Consider the following 16786-nt stretch of genomic DNA (forward strand, 5'->3'; position numbering starts at 1 on the left):
GACGTCACTCCCCCGCGGCCGTCCTCGCGCCCCGGCCGGCGATGATCAGGACGGCGCCCGCCGCGAGGGCCACGATCCCGATGACGAGCAGCACCAGCGGCGCCGTGCTCCTCAGCAGGTTGATCTGGGTCTTGGCGTCGGTGGCGCTCTTGACCAGGGCGCCGACCGACTCGGGGGTCATCCTGGCGGTGCCGTCGAAGGCGACGAGCCGCTCGACGCCGTCCGTCGTCTTCAGCACCTCGTGGCGCTGCTGCTCCTGCTTGACCGGCGCGCCGGAGGTCGGCTCGATCCAGAAGGTGTTGGTGCCGGTGTAGTACCGGTCGACCTGCACGTCACCGGCCTGGTCCATGCCGAGCACCGACGCGGGAGCGGTCAGCGTCGCGATCTTGGTCTCGGGCACGTCCTGCTGGAACTTGTACACCGGCAGCCCGTTGACCGTGTCCTCGCCGACGAACCGGGCGTCGAACGCCGCGTGCGCGCTGGAGTTGAACACCTTGTAGGTCTTCTTCTCGGTCCCGAACGGCCACAGGAAGACCTGGCCCTCGATCTGCACGGGCTCCTTGTCGATGTTGGCTCCGCAGCAGTTCACCGCGACGCCGTTGTACCTGTTGAAGGCACTGCGGAACTGCGTCATGTCCAGCCCGCGGTTGTCGTTGGTGACGTCGTTCACGACGGTGAACTGGTCCCACACGACCTGGTCGCCCTTGGCCCCTGCGACGTCCCCCCGCGTCGTCACCGTGATGTCGAGCTGCCCGGACATCACCTTGAGGTCCTTCTTGCTGAAGTACCGGCCGTTGTCGACCGTCAGGTTGGTGATGTTGTACTGGTCGGCGGGCGCCTCGATGAGCCTGTCCGCGACGACGGACCGGACGAGCGGCGCCAGAACGATGAGGAACGCCCCGATGGCTAGCAGAAAGACTCCGATGGCGCGGCGCATTCGCTCCTCCTGGACTGCCCGCAGGGGCGGGGTGAGGGGTGACGGTGACGGAAAATGTGCCGTATGTCCTGAAACACGGTTCTATTTGGCGTTATGGTAGTGCGGCTGGTGAGCTACGTCACGACGGGATGCTGAAAAGTGACCGAAACAGGTTCTAGGAAGACCTCCCGCGATCACTTTCCACCGAGCAGCGGGCCTCAGGCGGCCACGGACACCGCGGCCTCCCCTGCGCCGTCCGACGGCCTTCCGGCCATCGGCGGACACCAGGCATCCCTCGACGGCGTGCGCGCCATCGCCGCGTTCGCCGTTCTGCTGTTCCACGTCTCCATCGAGACCGGCACGGCGCTGCGCACCGGCTTCGTGGGCGGACTGCTCGCCCGCGGCGAGGTCGGAGTCCCTATCTTCTTCACGTTGTCGGGCCTGCTCCTGTACCGGCCCTGGGCGCAGGCGACGTTGGAGTCGCGCCCGGACCCCGACCCAAAGAACTACCTGTGGAAGCGATTCTTCCGCATCATCCCCGCCTACTGGCTGGTGGTGTCCGTGGCCCTGCTGCTGTGGGCCGAAGGTCACCGGGGCGACATCTGGACCTGGGCCGAGATGCTTCTCCTGATCCAGAACTACGACGTCGGCCACTGGTGGTTCGGCCTCGGCCCGAAGGGCCTGGCCCAGATGTGGAGCCTGTCCGTCGAGGTCGCCTTCTACCTCACCTTGCCCATCATGGCGGCGGTGCTGCGCGCGTACGCCACCCGGGCCGGCACCACGAGCGTCGCAGTGCGGGCCAAGCGGCTACTCACAGGTCTTGCCGCCTTCGGCGCCCTCTCGTACGTCTACACGATCTTCGAGTTTCACCCTGACTACCGGCCCTGGATGAACATCTGGCTGCCGAGATCCTGGACCTTCTTCGTGCCCGGCATGATGATCGCGGTCATCTCGGTGTGGGCCCGCGCGGAGGACGGCTTGGCACGTCGCCTCACCCACGGCATCCAGGCATCCACGGGCACCCTGTGGCTCATCGCGGGCCTGGCGTACGTCATCGCGGCCACCCCGGTGACCGGCGCGCGCTTCCTCGGCATCGACGGCATGTGGACCGGCCTGTTCGAACTGGCCCTCTACACGATCGTCGCCTTCTGCCTGGTGGCCCCCGCGGCCCTGCAGCCCGAAGGACCGGGCTTCGTTCGCTCCCTGGTGGGCAACCGGGTGATGAGCTACCTCGGCCGGATCTCCTATGGGGTGTTCCTCTGGCAGTTCGTCGTGCTCTACGTGTGGTACGCCTTCACCGGCCAGCAGAACTGGACCGGCGACCTGCTGCTCAACTTCGTCCCGGTGGCCGCGATCAGTGTGCTCATCGCCCACCTGACCTACCGCTTCGTCGAGGAACCCGCCCGGCGCCTGGTCCGCTACGTCTCCCCCAGGCCCGGTTCCATCGTTCCCGAAGCCCCCTTCGAACCGGCGCCGTAAGCCGGCACTCGACGCGCCGGTTCTTCTCAGGGGGCCGACTTGGGGATGGCGCCGCCGAAGGCGACGGACTTCAGGCAGAAGCCCTCTCCCCCCGGCGTGGCCAGGGCGACGCGCATACCGGCGCCCACGCCCGGGTGTGGGAAGAAGAACAGCCGGAAGGCCGGGGACGCCGGCAGGTCGAGGCGCTGGGTGAAAGTCCCCACGGTCACGTCGACGGATACCGGTCGCGGGCTGGTGTATCCCACCGCCCCGACCGCGTCCGGGCCTCCCGCCGACTCTGCCGGGAAAGTGATGGCGCCCGACCGTAGCTGGTAGCACTTGCGGTTCTTGACCATGTCGAAGTACCCAAAAAGGTGATCCACCGGCACCAGATGTCCCCAGTCGTCGAAGACGTACGGCTTGTCGGAGGGGCCTGGGGTGTGCATGCGGGTTCTCAGGGCCTCGTCGGCCAGGGGGGACAGGAGGTGGTGGCTCAGGCGGCGTTCGCCGTTCCAGGGGATGACGACGTAGTCGGGGACCGGGCGGGTGTAGATCTCCGCGTTCTTCGGCGCCTTGGCCAGGGACGCCCGCACGTTGTCGAGGTACGGGCGCACGCGGTCGCCCGCGACGAGGGTCGTGGAGTAGGAGTTGATCGTCGCGATGGACAGCACCAGGAAGACGACCGTGGCCAGGGCGGTGACCATCGGCATCACGTCGGGCCAGGGGCGGCGGTACGGGGCCTGTTCCCCCTTGAGCGGCAGGGAGGACAGGGCGAAGCAGATGGCGAAGACCAGCGCCGCGTCGGCGACGTACCTGGTCTCGGCGCCCACCAGCGGGGTGTACCTGCCGCGGGCGAGGATGGTCGGGACGGTGTCGGCGACGATGACGTACAGCGCGGCCACCGTCCAGGCCCGCCAGGCGTGCCGGCGGAACAGGATGGTGAAGACCACCACCGCGGCGAGCGCCAGCCAGGCCACCGCCACCATCACCGGGGCCGGATCGGCGAGCCCGCCGGTGGCCGCGACGCCGCCCCAGCGCATCGGGCCGCCGACGACGCCGGTGGGGAAGGTCTTGCCGAGCAGCCAGCCGACGAGCCCGACGCTGACGTCCAGCTTGGGCGTCCCTGCTCCCTCGTCGCCCGCGGTGCCCTGCTGGAGCAGGTAGACCAGCGCGTACAGCCCCAGCACGACCACGTACGCCCCCCACACCTTGGTGCGGTGGCGCAGCTCGGCGATGATCGAGGGGAGCCAGCCCGTCCTCTGCCCGAAGTAGGCGGTGGTCAGGGCGAAGGTCACCAGCGGCAGGAACACGCCCTTGGTGGAGAAGGCCATGCCGAACACCGCCCAGCCGAGCCCCCACCAGGCGTGGCGTACCGCCCCCGTGCGCAGGTACCGCACGTGCGCCGCCAGGGAGAACACCATCGCCACCTGCAGAGGTACGGCGTTCAGCGCCGCCGACCACCAGCTGAGCGCCGGCACGGTGAGCGGCGCGAACAGGTACAGCGCCAGGGGGACCAGGATGCCGGGCCGCTCGCCGAACAGGCGGCGCAGCAGCCAGAGCATCCCCGCCGAGGCGGCCGCCTGCATGGCGAGCATGACGGTGTTCACCAGGGCCCAGTTGTACGGCGACAGGCGCGACAGCCCCCACACCAGGGCCAGCGCCCCGGGCATGAGGTGCCCCTTGTGCACCCGCATGAGGTAGTCCCAGGTCAGGCCGTGCTCGTAGGAGTCGCCGACGAACAGGAAGTCGTCCTCGATGAAGTACGAGTGCGACATGACGCTGATCTTGACCGCCAGGGAGGCGGCGATCAGCGTCAGCCCGGCGAGCACGATGGGGCCGAGCTTCAGCGCGGGGATCCGGATCTCGATGGTGTCCGGACGCCTCACGTGCTCGACCTCGGTTCCGGTCATCTCAGCCCCTTCACGGCTCCGCCGGCACGTCTCCTGGGTGCAACACGTTCTATATACCGTGTAAGCTCCGCCGCGTGGAGACCCACGAGGCGTTCCGCGCGGACCTCGCGCGCTCGGTCCGGCTGCTCAGCGCCTTCCGGCTCGAGCAGAGCGATCCCGACTACTTCTACGGCCTTCTGGCCAGGGACACGGTGGCCCAGCTGTCCACCTACACCGAGCTCGACGGCGCCCTGGTCGTCGATGTCGGCGGAGGTCCCGGCTACTTCGCCGACGCGCTGCGCTCCGCGGGGGCGCGCACCGTGTGCGTCGACTGCGACGCCGGCGAGATGCGCATGCGCGACGGCGCGATGCCCGAGGGCGCGGTGCTCGGCAGCGCGCTGCGGCTGCCCCTCGTGACCGGCTCGGTCGACGTCTGCTTCTCCTCCAACGTGCTGGAACACGTACCAGACCCGGTCACCATGGCCGAGGAGATGGTGAGGGTGACCCGTCCGGGCGGGCTGGTGTACCTGTCGTACACCAGCTGGTACTCGCCGTGGGGCGGCCACGAGACCTCCCCCTGGCACTACCTCGGCGGCCACCGTGCGGCCCGCCGGTACGAGCGGCGGTACGGGAAGCGGCCGAAGAACGTCTACGGCGAGAGCATGTACGCCGTGACGGTGTCGCGGATGCTGGCGTGGGCACGCCGGCAGGACGGCGCCGAGCTGCTCGACGCCATTCCGCGCTACCACCCTCGCTGGGCCCGGCATGTCGTCCGCCTACCCGGAGTTCGCGAGGTCGTGACGTGGAACCTCCTGCTGGTCCTTCGCAGGCGCTGAGCGCCGACGCAGCCAGATCCCGGCGCCGATCAGCCCGAGCCCCGCGATGCCTCCGGCGATCGGCAGCGCCACCCGGATCCAGGTGCTCCACGACGAGAACGCCGACGCCTCGCCCACGCTGACGGCGACGTCCTCCTCGGGGGTGCGCAGGTCGGCCCGCAGCGCCACGAGCCGGTCGACGCCGTCGGGGGTGCGGAAGCTCTGCCTGATGTCCTCCTCGGCCTTCACCGGCACGCCGCTGACCGGCTCGACCCAGATGGTGCGCGTGGTCCGGCCCCACCTGCTGACCTGATAGGACCGTTTGCCCGGCAGGCCGAGCACCTTGGCGGGGATCGGCGTGGCGAGCCGTTCCAGCTCGGCGGGCGGCGTCTGTTGCTTGTAGCGGTAGGTCAGCACGCCCGCGACCTTCTCGGTGCCGTCGTAGGCGATCGGCACCGCCCGCCTGAGCTCGGGGTCGAAGTACTCGTAGGCGCGCTTCTCCGCGCCGAACGGCCAGCGGAAGGCGAGCCCCGACTGGTGGACCGTGGTGTCGTCGTCGACGTACTCGCCGCAGCAGTTCACGATCGCCCCGGTGCGCCGGTCGAAGGCCACGCGGCGCTCCGCGTAGTCGATGCGCGCGCCTTCCAGGGTGGTGAGCGAGCTGTACTCGGTCCACACGGCACGGTCGGCGTTGCCGGCCTTGGCATCGCCGGTGAGCACGCGGGTCAGCACGACGGGCCGGTTTCGCAGCCGCATGGTGGCCGGGTCGAAGAACGTCGCCGTCCGGGCGTACATCCGCACGACCGACGACTGCTCCAGCGGCGTGCGAATCACCTGGGCGTAGACGTAGACGCGCAGCAGCGGCACCAGCGTCAGCAGGAACGCCCCGGCCCCGACGCAGATGAGGGCGGCCGTCTGCCGCAGATCGGTCCTGGTCACGGCGCCGGCACCGCCTCGCCCACGGCCACGTCGCCGAAGCACACCCGCGCGTCCGGCGCGATGCCCGCGATCTGCACCTTCGCCATGCCGGCCCGGGTGGGCACCAGCAGCCGGCCGAGGCCCTCGGAGAGCCGTACGAGGGTGATCCCGCCGTCGGCGTAGACGCGCACGCCGGTGTCCTTGGAGGCGGAGTATCCGAGCCGTACGACGTCGCCGGGCCTGGCGGCCTGCGGGAGCGGCACGTCCACCACGCCGTTGGCGGCCGGGTAGCAGCCGCCGGGGGCGGGCACGCGGTTCCCGGTGACCTCGGCCTCGCGCAGGTGGCCCTGGTCGTCGAAGACCAGGGCCTTGGCGTACGGCGGCGGGGCGTACATGCGCCGCCGCTGGTCGTCGGAGGCGAGCGGGGCGAGCAGCCGGGACGTCCTGGCGTACGGGCCGTAGGAGGGGGACACCACCGTCAGCGGGACGGGCCGGTCGAGGACCACCGCGTCCGGCGGGGCCGCCCGCAGCGCCCCGGCCGCCGTGGCCAGGTAGTCGTGCACGCCGGCGTTGCCGAGGTAGCCCGCGAAGGCGGCGGAGGAGGCGAGCGAGCCGACCACGAAGCCGCCGAGCAGCAGGCCGCCGGCGCCCGCGGCCGCCTCCCGGGGCGGCCTGCGGCGGTAGGGCCGCGTCTCGCCGCGGAGCGGCAGCAGCACCAGGCCGACGACCAGGGCGAGCACGGGGGCGGCGTCGGCGACGTACCTCGTCTCCAGGCCCTGGAAGGCGCCGAGGATGTGCACGCGCCCGTAGTAGGTGGGGGCGACGTCCGCCAGCAGAAGGTAGCCCAGCAGCAGCGCCCAGGCGCGGACGCCGTGCCGCCGGTAGACCGCGGTGGCGATCAGCAGTGCGACGGCCAGCACCGCCGCCAGGCCGGTGAGCATCGCGGGCGGGGTCGCGACGGCCCGGTCGGGGCCGGGGAACCACCGCCACGGCCCGCCGAGCAGCGCGCTGAGGAAGGTCTCGAACAGCAGCCGCCTGACGAAGCCGAGGCCCTGGGACAGGGTCGGCCACCCGCTGAGGTTCGCGACGCCGCGGCTCGCGGCGAGGTAGCCCGCCGCGTACACCACCAGCACCCCGCCGTAGGTCGCCCACAGCGGCGCGTGCCTGCGCAGCACCCCGCGCACTCCCGCGCCCTGGGAGAAGTACGCCAGCGTGAGCCCGAACAGCAGGAACGGCAGCGCGGCCGCCTTGAGGAACGAGCCGAGCGCGACGACGATCCAGAACGTCGTAGCCACCGCGTGCACCGGGCGGCCGTCCCTGAGGTGGCGCACGTGGTCGGCGATCGCCATGGGGATCGCGACCAGCAGCGGGACGAGGTTCAGCGACGCCGACCACCAGCTGAGCACCGGCACGGTGAACGGCGCGAACAGGTAGACCGCCAGCGGGACCAGGACGGCCGGCCGGTCGCCGAACACCACCCGGAGCATGCGGTGGACCGCGAGGCCCGAGAGGGTGAACAGCACGAGCACGCTGCCCGCCGCCACTCCCCAGTCGTAGGGCGCGGCGCGGGAGACCACCCAGGCCAGCGCGAACCCGACCGGCATGAACTGCCCGTAGTGCACCCGGGTCAGGTAGTCCCACGACAGGCCGTGCTCGGCCGCCCGCGCGACGAACTCGAAGTCGTCCTCCTTGAAGAACGCCTGCCCGACGATCCCGGCCCGCCACCACAGCTGCAGGACGAGCATGGCGGCGACGCAGAGCCCGACCCGGTGGCGGCGGAGGAAGGCGCCCCAGGCCGTGAGCCGGCCGACCGTGCCGGACGGCAAGGTGATGCGCAGCCTCGGCTGCCCGGGTGATGCCGTTTCCTCCGTAACCATCCCGGTCACGGTACTCCCGAAAGGCGACTGTCCCGGCCGGTCTCGGGAAGCTCGGACGGCACGGCCGGGCGGGGCGCGGGCCGCAGGCGCAGCGGCGCCACCGCCGGGTCGTCAGGGATGTTGGCCAGCAGGAACGCCAGCAGGGGCAGGCACAGCACCTGCGGCACCAGGTCGCTCAGCGGCTGCCCCCAGGCCGTGTTCTCGACGCCCAGCAGGTACGTGCCGGCCGCGAGGCTCACCCCGGCAAGGGCGAAGGCGGCGAGCGCGGCCCGCGCGGACCCGACCAGCCGCAGGACGGCCCCCAGTACCCCTCTGCGGGCGTGCCGGGCCGAGGCGAACCGTCTGAGCAGGACGGCCGCGGCGAACAGCGCGGTCACCACGCCCAGGCCGGCGTACCCGCCGATCCAGAAGCCGTACACGGGCACGACCGGCGCCAGCCACGGCAACCTGACGCCCGCGGGGCCGCACACGGGCAGCACCCGGCGTCGGCGGACGGGGATCGCGGCGGCGGCCACCACCAGCAGGGCGCAGGCGGCGCCGGCCGCGAGGCCCGCCCGGTACACGGCGTCCGGACGGTACCGGATGGTGACGGTCCCGGAGGTCCCCGCGGGCAGGGCCCAGGCCTGCCGCCAGCCGTCGAGCCGTGCCGGCGTGAGCTCACGCCCGCCCGCGTAGGCGTGCCAGCCGGCGTTGAAGTTCTCGTTGACGAGCAGGTAGCCGGCGGTGGCGGCGCTCACCTGGACCCGGCGCTCGGAGTCGGTCCATTCGTCCACCCTGACGGGCCTGGTCGTCACCGCGGGGGCGGGCCGGCCGCCGGCGGTGACGACCACCGCCGTCTGGACGCGGAAGGCGTCCTGCGGGGACACCGACAGCCGCGTCTCCCCCTCCTCCACGTGGACCCGGTCACAGTTCTCGTACGTCACCGCCTTGCCGGTGATCAGGTCGTTGAGGGTGCCGGCGACGACCGCGGTGTGCACCGGGACGTCGTCGACCCGCAGCGTGGGCCCGTACCCGCACGGGAGCCGCAGCTGGTAGCCGTACAGGCTGCCGAGCGGCCGCACCCCGGGGATGGTGATCTCGTTCACCTCGACGGAGCGGGAGCTCGGCGCCTTGAACTCGATGGTGAACTTCCGGGTGCGCATCTTCGGGAACTCGACCCAGCCGTCCTCGCCCACCCAGCCCTCGCGGCTGCCGCCGTCCCCGCGCAGGGTCACGTGCACCGGGGCGGGCCCCTGGTAGGCGTCGGGGAAGACGAAGCGGACGCGGGACATGGTGACCGGGCGGGCCAGCTCGACGTCGAGCGTCGGCCTGCGGTCCAGCGGGTAGGCGTACCAGACGGTCTTCGGGTCCCCGTCGAAGGCCGACCTCGCCAGGGTGGCCGGATGGTCGGTGTAGATCGAGGGCGAACTGACCTTCAGGGAGTCGCCGGGCAGCGTGGTCAGCTTCTCGATCACCGTGCGGTCGGTGAGCAGGGCCTGGCCGGTCACCGTCCGCTCGCCCGAGCCGTTGGAGACGAAGGCGCGGTTGAAGCCGTAGCCGTCCTCGCCGAGCACCTCCAGCCGGTTGGCGCACGCCCACACGGCCGAGCCGCGCATGCACGCCGGCACGTTGCCGTTCCTGCTGAACGCGACGGTGGCCTCGCCGTCGGGGTCGTTCGGCAGCTCGGGGACGACGATGGTGCGCCCGGCCCTGACGCCGGGGATCTGCAGCTCGTTGATCCCGACCCTGCTGCCGAGCTTGCTGTTCGGCTCGTACGCCAGCTTGGTGACGCGAATGCGCACCCTGCTCGTCTCTCCGGCGGGCACACTGAGGCGCTGCGGATCGGTGGTGGGCCGGACGGCCTGGGGCAGCGTGCCGCCGTCGGTCTCGACGGCCACCTCGGCGGGCGGCGGACCGGTCTGCGCCTGTTCCAGGGAGAGCATGACGTACGGGACGCGCATGGGGGTGGTGAGCCGTACCTCCAGCCACTCGCCGACCGAGCCCTTCCACCCGGTGGAGCGCCAGCTGGTGCGGTAGTCACCGTCGAGGGCGGCGAACGGCTGATGGCCCGGGTCGCGGGAGCCGGACATGGCGGTGACGTCGGCCTCGGAGGAGGAGGCCCGCACGCCCGCGATGCCGTACACCTGCGCCGTGGTCTCGAAGGTCTGCCAGGCGGGGTCGGTGAGGTCGGTGCCGGGTGAGGGGTCGTCCTTGGTGAGGGTCTGGCTCGCGGCCTGCCGCAGGTCGCTGAGGGCCACTCCCCTCTTGCGCAGGGTGTCGGTGAGGATCGTGTCGGACGGCGGGATCTTCAGGGCGCCGGGGTCGTCGCCGAGGATGACGGGACGGTCGTCCGTCAGCAGTCCCTGCTCGGCCAGGTCCAGCATCGCCTCCGGGCCGCCGCCCACCCGCAGCGGCCGCTGGGCGGGCACGGTGCCGACCAGCGGGCCGGCGCCCTCCACGCGGTAGACCTCCAGGGCGTGGTACGGCTGGTCCACCCAGCCGGACGCCGTCCGGTTCTGGAAGACGCCGATGCCGGGACCGAAGCTCTGCGCCAGAGTGAGGCCGGGAGAGTCCTCCAGGGCCTGGTGGACGCGGGCCGGCCAGGCGGTCCCTATGGTGCGGCGGTCGAGGTCGTTGCGGACGACGAGGTACTTCACGCCGATGCGGCGCAGGGTCGCGGTGAGGCCGGTGGAGCCCTGGCCGGAGGAGAAGCGGTCGTCGATCGCCGCCAGCAGCCGGGTCACCCCGGCCGACCCCCACGGCACGATCGTGTGCGTGGCCCAGCGGGCCTTCAGCAGCGGCTGCATCGGCTCGTCCAGCGGACGGCCCCACAGGTACTCGCCGCGCTTGGACCCGGGCAGGGCGAGCACCATGCCGTCACCGGCGTTGGCGTCGAGCCAGGTGGTGGCCTGCCGCCAGTAGTCGGGGATGTCCGCGAACGCCCCGGAGGGGGCGAGGCCCTGGGTCAGCAGCGGCAGGCAGGTCGCCGTGACGAGCAGACCTCCCGCCCCGGCCAGCGGCCTGCGCAGGCGGGCCCTGGCCATGGTGAGCAGACCGGCGAGGCCGAGCACCACCGGGAGCCGGATCAGCGCGTCGAACTTGTGCAGGTTGCGCAGCGCGGACAGGGCGCCGTCCAGCAACTGCTGCATCGGGCCGGTGGCCGGGCCGGCGATGGCACTGGTGTGACCGGCCGCCACGACGGCGACCCCCACCAGCACGGTGATCAGCAGGAACGTCCGCTCGGGCAGGCCGCGCAGGGCCAGCCCGGCGAGGCCGAGACCCGCGAGCAGCACCGTGACGACGATCAGCCAGGGCTTGAGCGCCTGGTCGTAGGCCACCCCCATCCACGGCTCGCCGTCCACCGACAGGAAGGCCAGCCAGCTGGAGGTGCCGCGCAGGATGTTGGTGAGCGAGGTGACCTTGGTGGTGGCCGCGGCGTTCTCGATGAAGGGGAGGAACGAGAAGACGTAGCGGCCCATCACCAGCAGCGGCACCAGCCACCACAGTGAGACCGCCGTGACCGCGGCGCCCCACCACAGCATCAGGCGGCGGCGGCGCGGGCCGGGTCTTCGCGTCAGCAGGTAGATGGCGGGAGGGATCAGCGCGGCCAGCTCGGCGGTGGCGTTGACCCCGCCGCACAGCAGGAACGCCAGTGCCGACAGCGCCGCCGCCCGGCGCGGGGAGATCGGCTCGGTCGAGGCCCTGACCAGCGGCAACATGATCCACGGCAGCATCGCGCTGGGCAGGAACTCCGAGGAGTTGATGCCGATCAGCGCCTGCGCGTGCGGCGCCAGCGCGTACGCGAGCCCGGCGAGCAGGCGGGTGTTGTCCGAGCCGATCCGCATCGCCCTGCCGAGCTGCACGACCCCGACGAAGGCCGCGCACAGGACGAACGACATCCACAGGCGCTGCACGTTCCACGCGGGCATGTCGAGCCCGAGCCACAGCGCGTAGAACGGTCCCATGGGGAACAGGTAGCCGTACGCCTGGTTCTGCAGGTGGCCGAAGTACGCGTCGTCCCACAGGTGCAGGGCCCGGCCGAGGAACCTCAGCGGGTCGACCGCCATGTCAAGTTTGGTCTCGGCGATGATCTTCTCGGTCGCCGTGTTGAAGGCGATCGCCCCGAGGAGAAGGCATCCGGCGAACAACCGGAGCCTGTGCCTGAAACGTCCGCTGTAGGAGTCCGGTTCAGCGGGTGCCACCTGGCGAATCCAGCCGGCAACGGTCACTGAGCTACTCCGGGAGGGGGAACGACAGATCCGCGTTCTGCGAGCTCTGAGGTGATTAGTCCAGTCATGCTAGCGCCGGTTTTCCCCCAGGTGAACTCCCTCGCCCACGCACGGCAGGCGGCGCTCACCATCGCCCGGCGCACCGGGTCGGCCAGCTCCTTCAGAGCCCGTTCGACCACGGCGGCGAGGGTGTCGCCCTCGCGGACGAGCCAGCCGGTGACGCCGTCGTTGACCGAGTCGCGCAGCCCCGCGACGTCGTAGGCCACGGTGGGGACGCCGAGCGCCGCCGCCTCGATGACGGTCAGCCCCCAGCCCTCGAACTCCGAGGCGGTCACGTTCAGCAGGGCCGCGCCGAGGACGGCGTTCTTCTCCGGCTCGCCGAGATAGCCGTGCAGGTGGACGCGGCCGGTGACGCCCCTCTCCTCGGCGTGCCGCGCGAGCGGCTCGAACTCGGGGCCGCGCCCGACGACGTGCACGGCGAGGTCCGGCCACTGCGGGGCGAGGTCCGCCGCGAGGTCGACGACCTGGTCGACGTGCTTGTGGCCGACCAGCCGGCCGAGGTACACGATGGCCGGGTCGCCGGGGACGTCCATGTCGGCGACGGGCCTGGCGACGGGGCTGCCGTTCGGGATGACGACGATGGGCGCGAGCCAGCGCAGCCGCGCCCGCAGCTCGACCAGGGACGACTCCGACACGGTGACCGTGGTGCGGCGCCGGTAGACCAGGCGGGACACCGGGCCCTCGATGAAGCATCCGATCCGGGCCAGCCAGCGCGGGAAGAAGGCGTAGAACTGCCGGTCGTGCACGTGGTGCACCAGCGCCAGCACGGTCGTGCGCCGCCGCACGACGAGCGGGGAGAAGAACGGGATGCCGTTCATCGAGTCGATCACGAGGTCGAAGCGGCGCCGGCGGGCCAGCAGCCACAGCGGGACCAGCAGGTAGACGAGGTACCTGTTGCCCATGCGGCGCAGCTCGATGTCGTCGCGCCGCTCGGCCCTGGGCTGGCCGGGCTCGCGGCTGGTCACGAAGTGGACGGCGGCGCCCTGCCCCACGAGGTAGCGGCTGACCTGCCAGGCGTACTCCTCGGCGCCGCCCGCGACCGACTGCAGCGGCTCGCGGAAGTTCAGGACGGCGACGCGCACCCCCTGGAGGGACGGCTCGGGCTGCGCGGTCCCGGGCGCGCCGTGAAGCCGGCCGCGCCGCTCGACGACGAACGGGGCCTTACCCACATTCGCGGCACCGGGTACGACCACGACACTCTTCCCTTTCCCTCGGCTTCCCTCGCCAGGAACCGGTCGCCCATCGGCCGCGCACCCTGAAAGAGCGCATGGCGAGATCGGCTCCATGCGTCATGAGGCGTCCCTCGCACCGGCCGGCCCGTACTACGGCCGGTGGTGCGGCTGACGCGAACCCATCAGGGATGGGACCGAAGACCGCTGTCGATCAGCGGGAGCCGTAGTTGTACAGCGGCTTGTTGGGGGGCTCGGGGGTGGGCGAGGCCACGTTGACTACCGCCACCGACGCGACGCCGGCGAGGACGGCCCCGATCGCCAGAGCAGCAAGCACCTTCAACATGAGATGCCTCTCCCTCCATAGCTTGCGAACGCGCGGTGTGCCGAGACTAGAACGTGATGCAGATCATAAGCCATAGCCTTGGTCAAACCGTGATAAATAGAGTTACCGTCCAGTATGGGGCAAAGGCAAGGGTCAATCCAGCTCACAGCCGCAACAAGAGCAGCTCAGCCCCCGCGAAGACGGCGTGAGCACCCGGCAGGCGAGGCAAGAACTCGTTCTCGTTAGCCCGCTGCAGCAGCACGTACCGCACCCCCTCCCGCCCGAGCATCCCCGTCACCCCCGTCTGTGACCGGCCCCCTTCGAACAGTTCTCCGATCCTGCGGATCCGCGGGTCCTCCCCGCCGACCACGATCCGGCCGCCGCCATGGAGACCGACCACGAGGCTGTCGTTCCACAGGACCGGACGCGAGAACAACTTGCCGGCCGGATCGAGCACCACCCTCCCCGCGTTCCAGGAGAACGCCCGGTAGGCGCCCCAGGGCAGCGTCAGCAGCGCCCCCGGGGCGGGATCGTGGTTCACGATGGCCTGCACCTCACGCCAGTCGCGCGGGTACTCCGCCGTCCCCAGCCGGCCGAAGGCACCGAGGGCGAAGGTCGGGAGCGCCAGCAGAGGGACGGCCGCCGCCGCGATCGCCGTCCGGCCGAGGGCGGCCACCACGACGGCGAACCCGACGGCCTGCGCCAGGGCGAGCGGAGCCACGTACAGCTGACCGTCCCGCAGCGGCCCGAACCCCGACCACCACCCGATCAGGCTCCGCAGGCTCCCCGTCGCGAAGGCCCCCGCACACGCCACCCCCATCCCCGCGAGCGCCGCCCCGGCGAGCCCCCACCCGTACTCCGCGGGGGTGCTCCCCCAGCCTCGCCGGAGCAGCCGGGCGAAACCCGCGAGGGCCACGGCGCTGAGGATCAGGCGGACCGTGGCGAGCCCGAGTGAGCCCTGGCCCGGTACGCCGGCCTCGGAGTTCCAGATGCCGCCGAGCGTGACCAGGCTGCCCAGGGTGCCGAACGGCCCGTCGGCCCTGGGCGCGAAGGCGCCCACCCCGGCCGGATCGGTCACGGCCGCCGAGCGCAGGGCCGGGATCAGCCATGGAAGGCTGTACACCACGATCACCGCACCGCACGTCGCCACGGCCCGGACGCGTCCCCTCGACGGCTCGTCCCGCGTACGGGAGGACAGCGCCGCGACGGGAAGCACGGTGAGCGCCGTGACGAGCATCGCCTGGAACCCCCCGGCCGCCGCCGGTAGCAACGCGATCGCGAGCCGCCGGACACCTCCTCCGGCGGCGGCCCGCACCGCCCACGGCAGTCCGGCGAACCCCAGCAGGAGCGCCCAGTGTCCGAGGAGGAGCCGCTGGGCCACATAGGCGTTCCAGGCGTAGAACGCGGCGGCGGCCAGCCGGGCACCCGTCCTGTGGGCGGGAACCAACGCGGCCGCTCCGGACGCCGCGAGCACGAAGATCCCGAGCAGGATCACCTTCTGCACCACCTGGGCGGGGACGACCGACGACAGCAGCGCGACGACCTGGTCGCTGGGTACAGCCCGGGGGAACCCGCCGGTGTCGAAGCGAAGTGGCGGATCCGGCACGAACACCATGTCGTACCTGAGGACGAACCCCGGCCCCAGCGCGGGCCCGAGCGCCAGCACGCCGAGCAGCAACCCGAGCACGGCAGGAGCAGACCGCGCGAAACGGGAAGACACCGGCATGCCGTACAGGCTAGTGGGCCCTCATGCCCATCCCACCGCCCTCAGCCCAGGTCACCGGCCGCGAACGGCGCCGGCTTCACCGCCTGTGGAAGGTGGTTCCATAACGCGGCGATAGGGGCTAAACGATAGCTCCGCGACCGGCGGGAGCGCGGTTACGGTGACGGCACCCCCCAACAAGAGGAGAGCCAATGCTCCGCAGACGCACGGTCACCGCCGGATGCGCTCTTGCCATCAGTGCCCTCACCCTCGTCGCCGCGCCCGCCATGGCCGACCCCGCCCCCGCCGCCGCGACCGGTACCGCCATCGCCCAGCCCGCCCCCGCCATGATCGACGCGATGTCGCGCGACCTGGGCATCACCAAGGAGCAGGCCGAGTCCCGGCTGCTCAACGAGGCCCGCTTCCAGGGGCTCGAGGCGACGAACAGCGCCAAGCTCGGCGACAGCTACGCCGGCTCCTGGCTCAGCGGCCCGACCTCCAGCACGCTGACCGTCGCGACCACGGACGCCTCCGCCTCCGCCACCGGCGCCGGCGTGAAGACGCAGGTCGTCAAGCACAGCCTCAAGAGCCTCGACGCCGCCAAGGCCGCCCTGGACAAGGCCGCCGCCCAGGCGACGCCCAAGTCGACGCCGGTGTGGTTCGTCGACGTGCGCACCAACAGCGTGGTCGTCCAGTCGTCCAACGCGGCCGACGCCCAGGCCTTCATCGCCGCCAGCGGCGCCGACGCCTCCCTGGTGCGCGTCGAGGCGACCAACGAGCAGCCGCAGACCTTCTACAACGTGCAGGGCGGCGACGCCTACTACATCAACAACTCGGCCCGCTGCTCGGTCGGCTTCTCGGTGCGCAGGGGCAGCACGCCCGGCTTCGTCAGCGCCGGCCACTGCGCGACCGTCGGCAGCTCCCTCACCGGCTACAACAGGGTCGCGATGGGCACCTTCCAGGGCCACTCCTTCCCCACCAACGACTACTCGTGGGCTTCGGTGAACAGCAACTGGACGCCCACGAACATCATCTCGTACGGCAACGTGCGGGTCACCGGCTCCACGGTCGCCAACGTGGGCGCGTCGATCTGCCGGGCCGGCTCCACCACCGGCTGGCACTGCGGCACCGTCCAGCAGCGCAACACCAGCGTCACCTACCAGCAGGGCACGGTGTACGAGGTCACCCGCACCAACGTGTGCGCCGAGCCCGGTGACTCCGGCGGCTCCTACGTCTCCGGCACCCAGGCGCAGGGCGTCACCTCCGGTGGCTCCGGCAACTGCACCTCCGGCGGCACGACCTTCTTCCAGCCGGTCAACGAGATCCTCTCGGTCTACGGCCTGACCCTCGTCACCAGCTGATCGGACCCGCTCAGGTGACACCCCCCAGGCGCCGCCGGGCCCCCCCCGGCCCCGGCCGCCCCCCCCCAGACCCCCGCGGCGCGGGGCG

Annotated in this window: 11 protein-coding genes; 3 read left to right on the plus strand and 8 right to left on the minus strand. The window is 71.6% G+C overall.

The features are described from left to right. Nucleotides 1–4: 4 nt before the first annotated feature. The gene (pgfA, locus tag KIK05_RS01085; protein ID WP_214408572.1) at nucleotides 5–937 is read right to left on the minus strand and encodes a cell envelope lipid trafficking protein PgfA; all 933 of its coding nucleotides are present in this window, start codon (nucleotides 935–937) and stop codon (nucleotides 5–7) included. A 138-nt stretch (nucleotides 938–1075) separates the two neighbouring features. Here pgfA (KIK05_RS01085) and KIK05_RS01090 point away from each other — a divergent pair, with 138 nt between their 5' ends. Beyond that, nucleotides 1076–2395, plus strand: a complete 1320-nt coding sequence (locus KIK05_RS01090) for an acyltransferase family protein (RefSeq protein WP_308249682.1) — start codon at nucleotides 1076–1078, stop codon at nucleotides 2393–2395. 26 nt (nucleotides 2396–2421) lie between these two features. On the opposite strand, the gene KIK05_RS01095 is transcribed toward KIK05_RS01090, so the two are convergent. After that, on the minus strand, nucleotides 2422–4284 hold the full coding sequence (locus tag KIK05_RS01095; RefSeq protein WP_214408574.1) for a glycosyltransferase family protein: 1863 nt from the start codon (nucleotides 4282–4284) through the stop codon (nucleotides 2422–2424). Nucleotides 4285–4358: 74 nt separating this feature from the next. Between KIK05_RS01095 and KIK05_RS01100 the strand changes: the two genes are divergently transcribed. Further along, nucleotides 4359–5099 carry a class I SAM-dependent methyltransferase gene (locus KIK05_RS01100; protein ID WP_214408575.1) on the plus strand — a complete coding sequence of 247 codons (741 nt, stop codon included), beginning with the start codon at nucleotides 4359–4361 and terminating at the stop codon, nucleotides 5097–5099. On the opposite strand, the gene pgfA (KIK05_RS01105) is transcribed toward KIK05_RS01100, so the two are convergent. From pgfA (KIK05_RS01105) to KIK05_RS01125, 6 genes are all read right to left on the minus strand, one after another. Then, entirely contained in the window at nucleotides 5040–6017 is a 978-nt protein-coding gene (gene pgfA, locus KIK05_RS01105) for a cell envelope lipid trafficking protein PgfA (RefSeq protein WP_214408576.1), read from the minus strand. The two genes, KIK05_RS01100 and pgfA (KIK05_RS01105), sit on opposite strands and share 60 nt — an antisense overlap. Further along, nucleotides 6014–7873, minus strand: a complete 1860-nt coding sequence (locus KIK05_RS01110) for a hypothetical protein (RefSeq protein ID WP_214408577.1) — start codon at nucleotides 7871–7873, stop codon at nucleotides 6014–6016. Before KIK05_RS01110 ends, pgfA (KIK05_RS01105) begins: the two co-directional genes overlap by 4 nt. A 5-nt stretch (nucleotides 7874–7878) precedes the next feature. After that, the gene (locus tag KIK05_RS01115; RefSeq protein WP_214408578.1) at nucleotides 7879–12054 is read right to left on the minus strand and encodes an alpha-(1->3)-arabinofuranosyltransferase domain-containing protein; all 4176 of its coding nucleotides are present in this window, start codon (nucleotides 12052–12054) and stop codon (nucleotides 7879–7881) included. A gap of 23 nt (nucleotides 12055–12077) precedes the next feature. Then, nucleotides 12078–13310 carry a glycosyltransferase family 4 protein gene (locus KIK05_RS01120; RefSeq protein WP_308249683.1) on the minus strand — a complete coding sequence of 411 codons (1233 nt, stop codon included), beginning with the start codon at nucleotides 13308–13310 and terminating at the stop codon, nucleotides 12078–12080. A gap of 214 nt (nucleotides 13311–13524) precedes the next feature. Further along, complete coding sequence (locus KIK05_RS47890) at nucleotides 13525–13656, minus strand: hypothetical protein (protein WP_284681162.1); 132 nt, start codon at nucleotides 13654–13656, stop codon at nucleotides 13525–13527. Nucleotides 13657–13798: 142 nt separating this feature from the next. Then, nucleotides 13799–15361, minus strand: coding sequence for an MmpA family trehalose lipid delivery protein (locus KIK05_RS01125; protein ID WP_214408580.1), 1563 nt, complete (start codon nucleotides 15359–15361; stop codon nucleotides 13799–13801). Between the two features lie 188 nt (nucleotides 15362–15549). Here KIK05_RS01125 and KIK05_RS01130 point away from each other — a divergent pair, with 188 nt between their 5' ends. Next, a complete protein-coding gene (locus KIK05_RS01130) occupies nucleotides 15550–16698 on the plus strand; it encodes a S1 family peptidase (protein ID WP_214408581.1) in 1149 nt (382 codons plus the stop codon). Nucleotides 16699–16786: the final 88 nt, after the last annotated feature.

It is taken from the genome of Sphaerisporangium fuscum (assembly GCF_018531465.1).
GTDB lineage: Bacteria > Actinomycetota > Actinomycetes > Streptosporangiales > Streptosporangiaceae > Sphaerisporangium > Sphaerisporangium fuscum.

Coding starts and splice junctions, on each gene's coding strand:
- pgfA (WP_214408572.1), bottom strand. CDS start 937: ATGCGCCGCGCCATCGGAGTCTTTCTGCTAGCCATCGGGGCGTTCCTC.
- KIK05_RS01095 (WP_214408574.1), bottom strand. CDS start 4,284: ATGACCGGAACCGAGGTCGAGCACGTGAGGCGTCCGGACACCATCGAG.
- KIK05_RS01110 (WP_214408577.1), bottom strand. CDS start 7,873: ATGGTTACGGAGGAAACGGCATCACCCGGGCAGCCGAGGCTGCGCATC.
- KIK05_RS47890 (WP_284681162.1), bottom strand. CDS start 13,656: ATGTTGAAGGTGCTTGCTGCTCTGGCGATCGGGGCCGTCCTCGCCGGC.
- KIK05_RS01125 (WP_214408580.1), bottom strand. CDS start 15,361: ATGCCGGTGTCTTCCCGTTTCGCGCGGTCTGCTCCTGCCGTGCTCGGG.
- KIK05_RS01130 (WP_214408581.1), top strand. CDS start 15,550: ATGCTCCGCAGACGCACGGTCACCGCCGGATGCGCTCTTGCCATCAGT.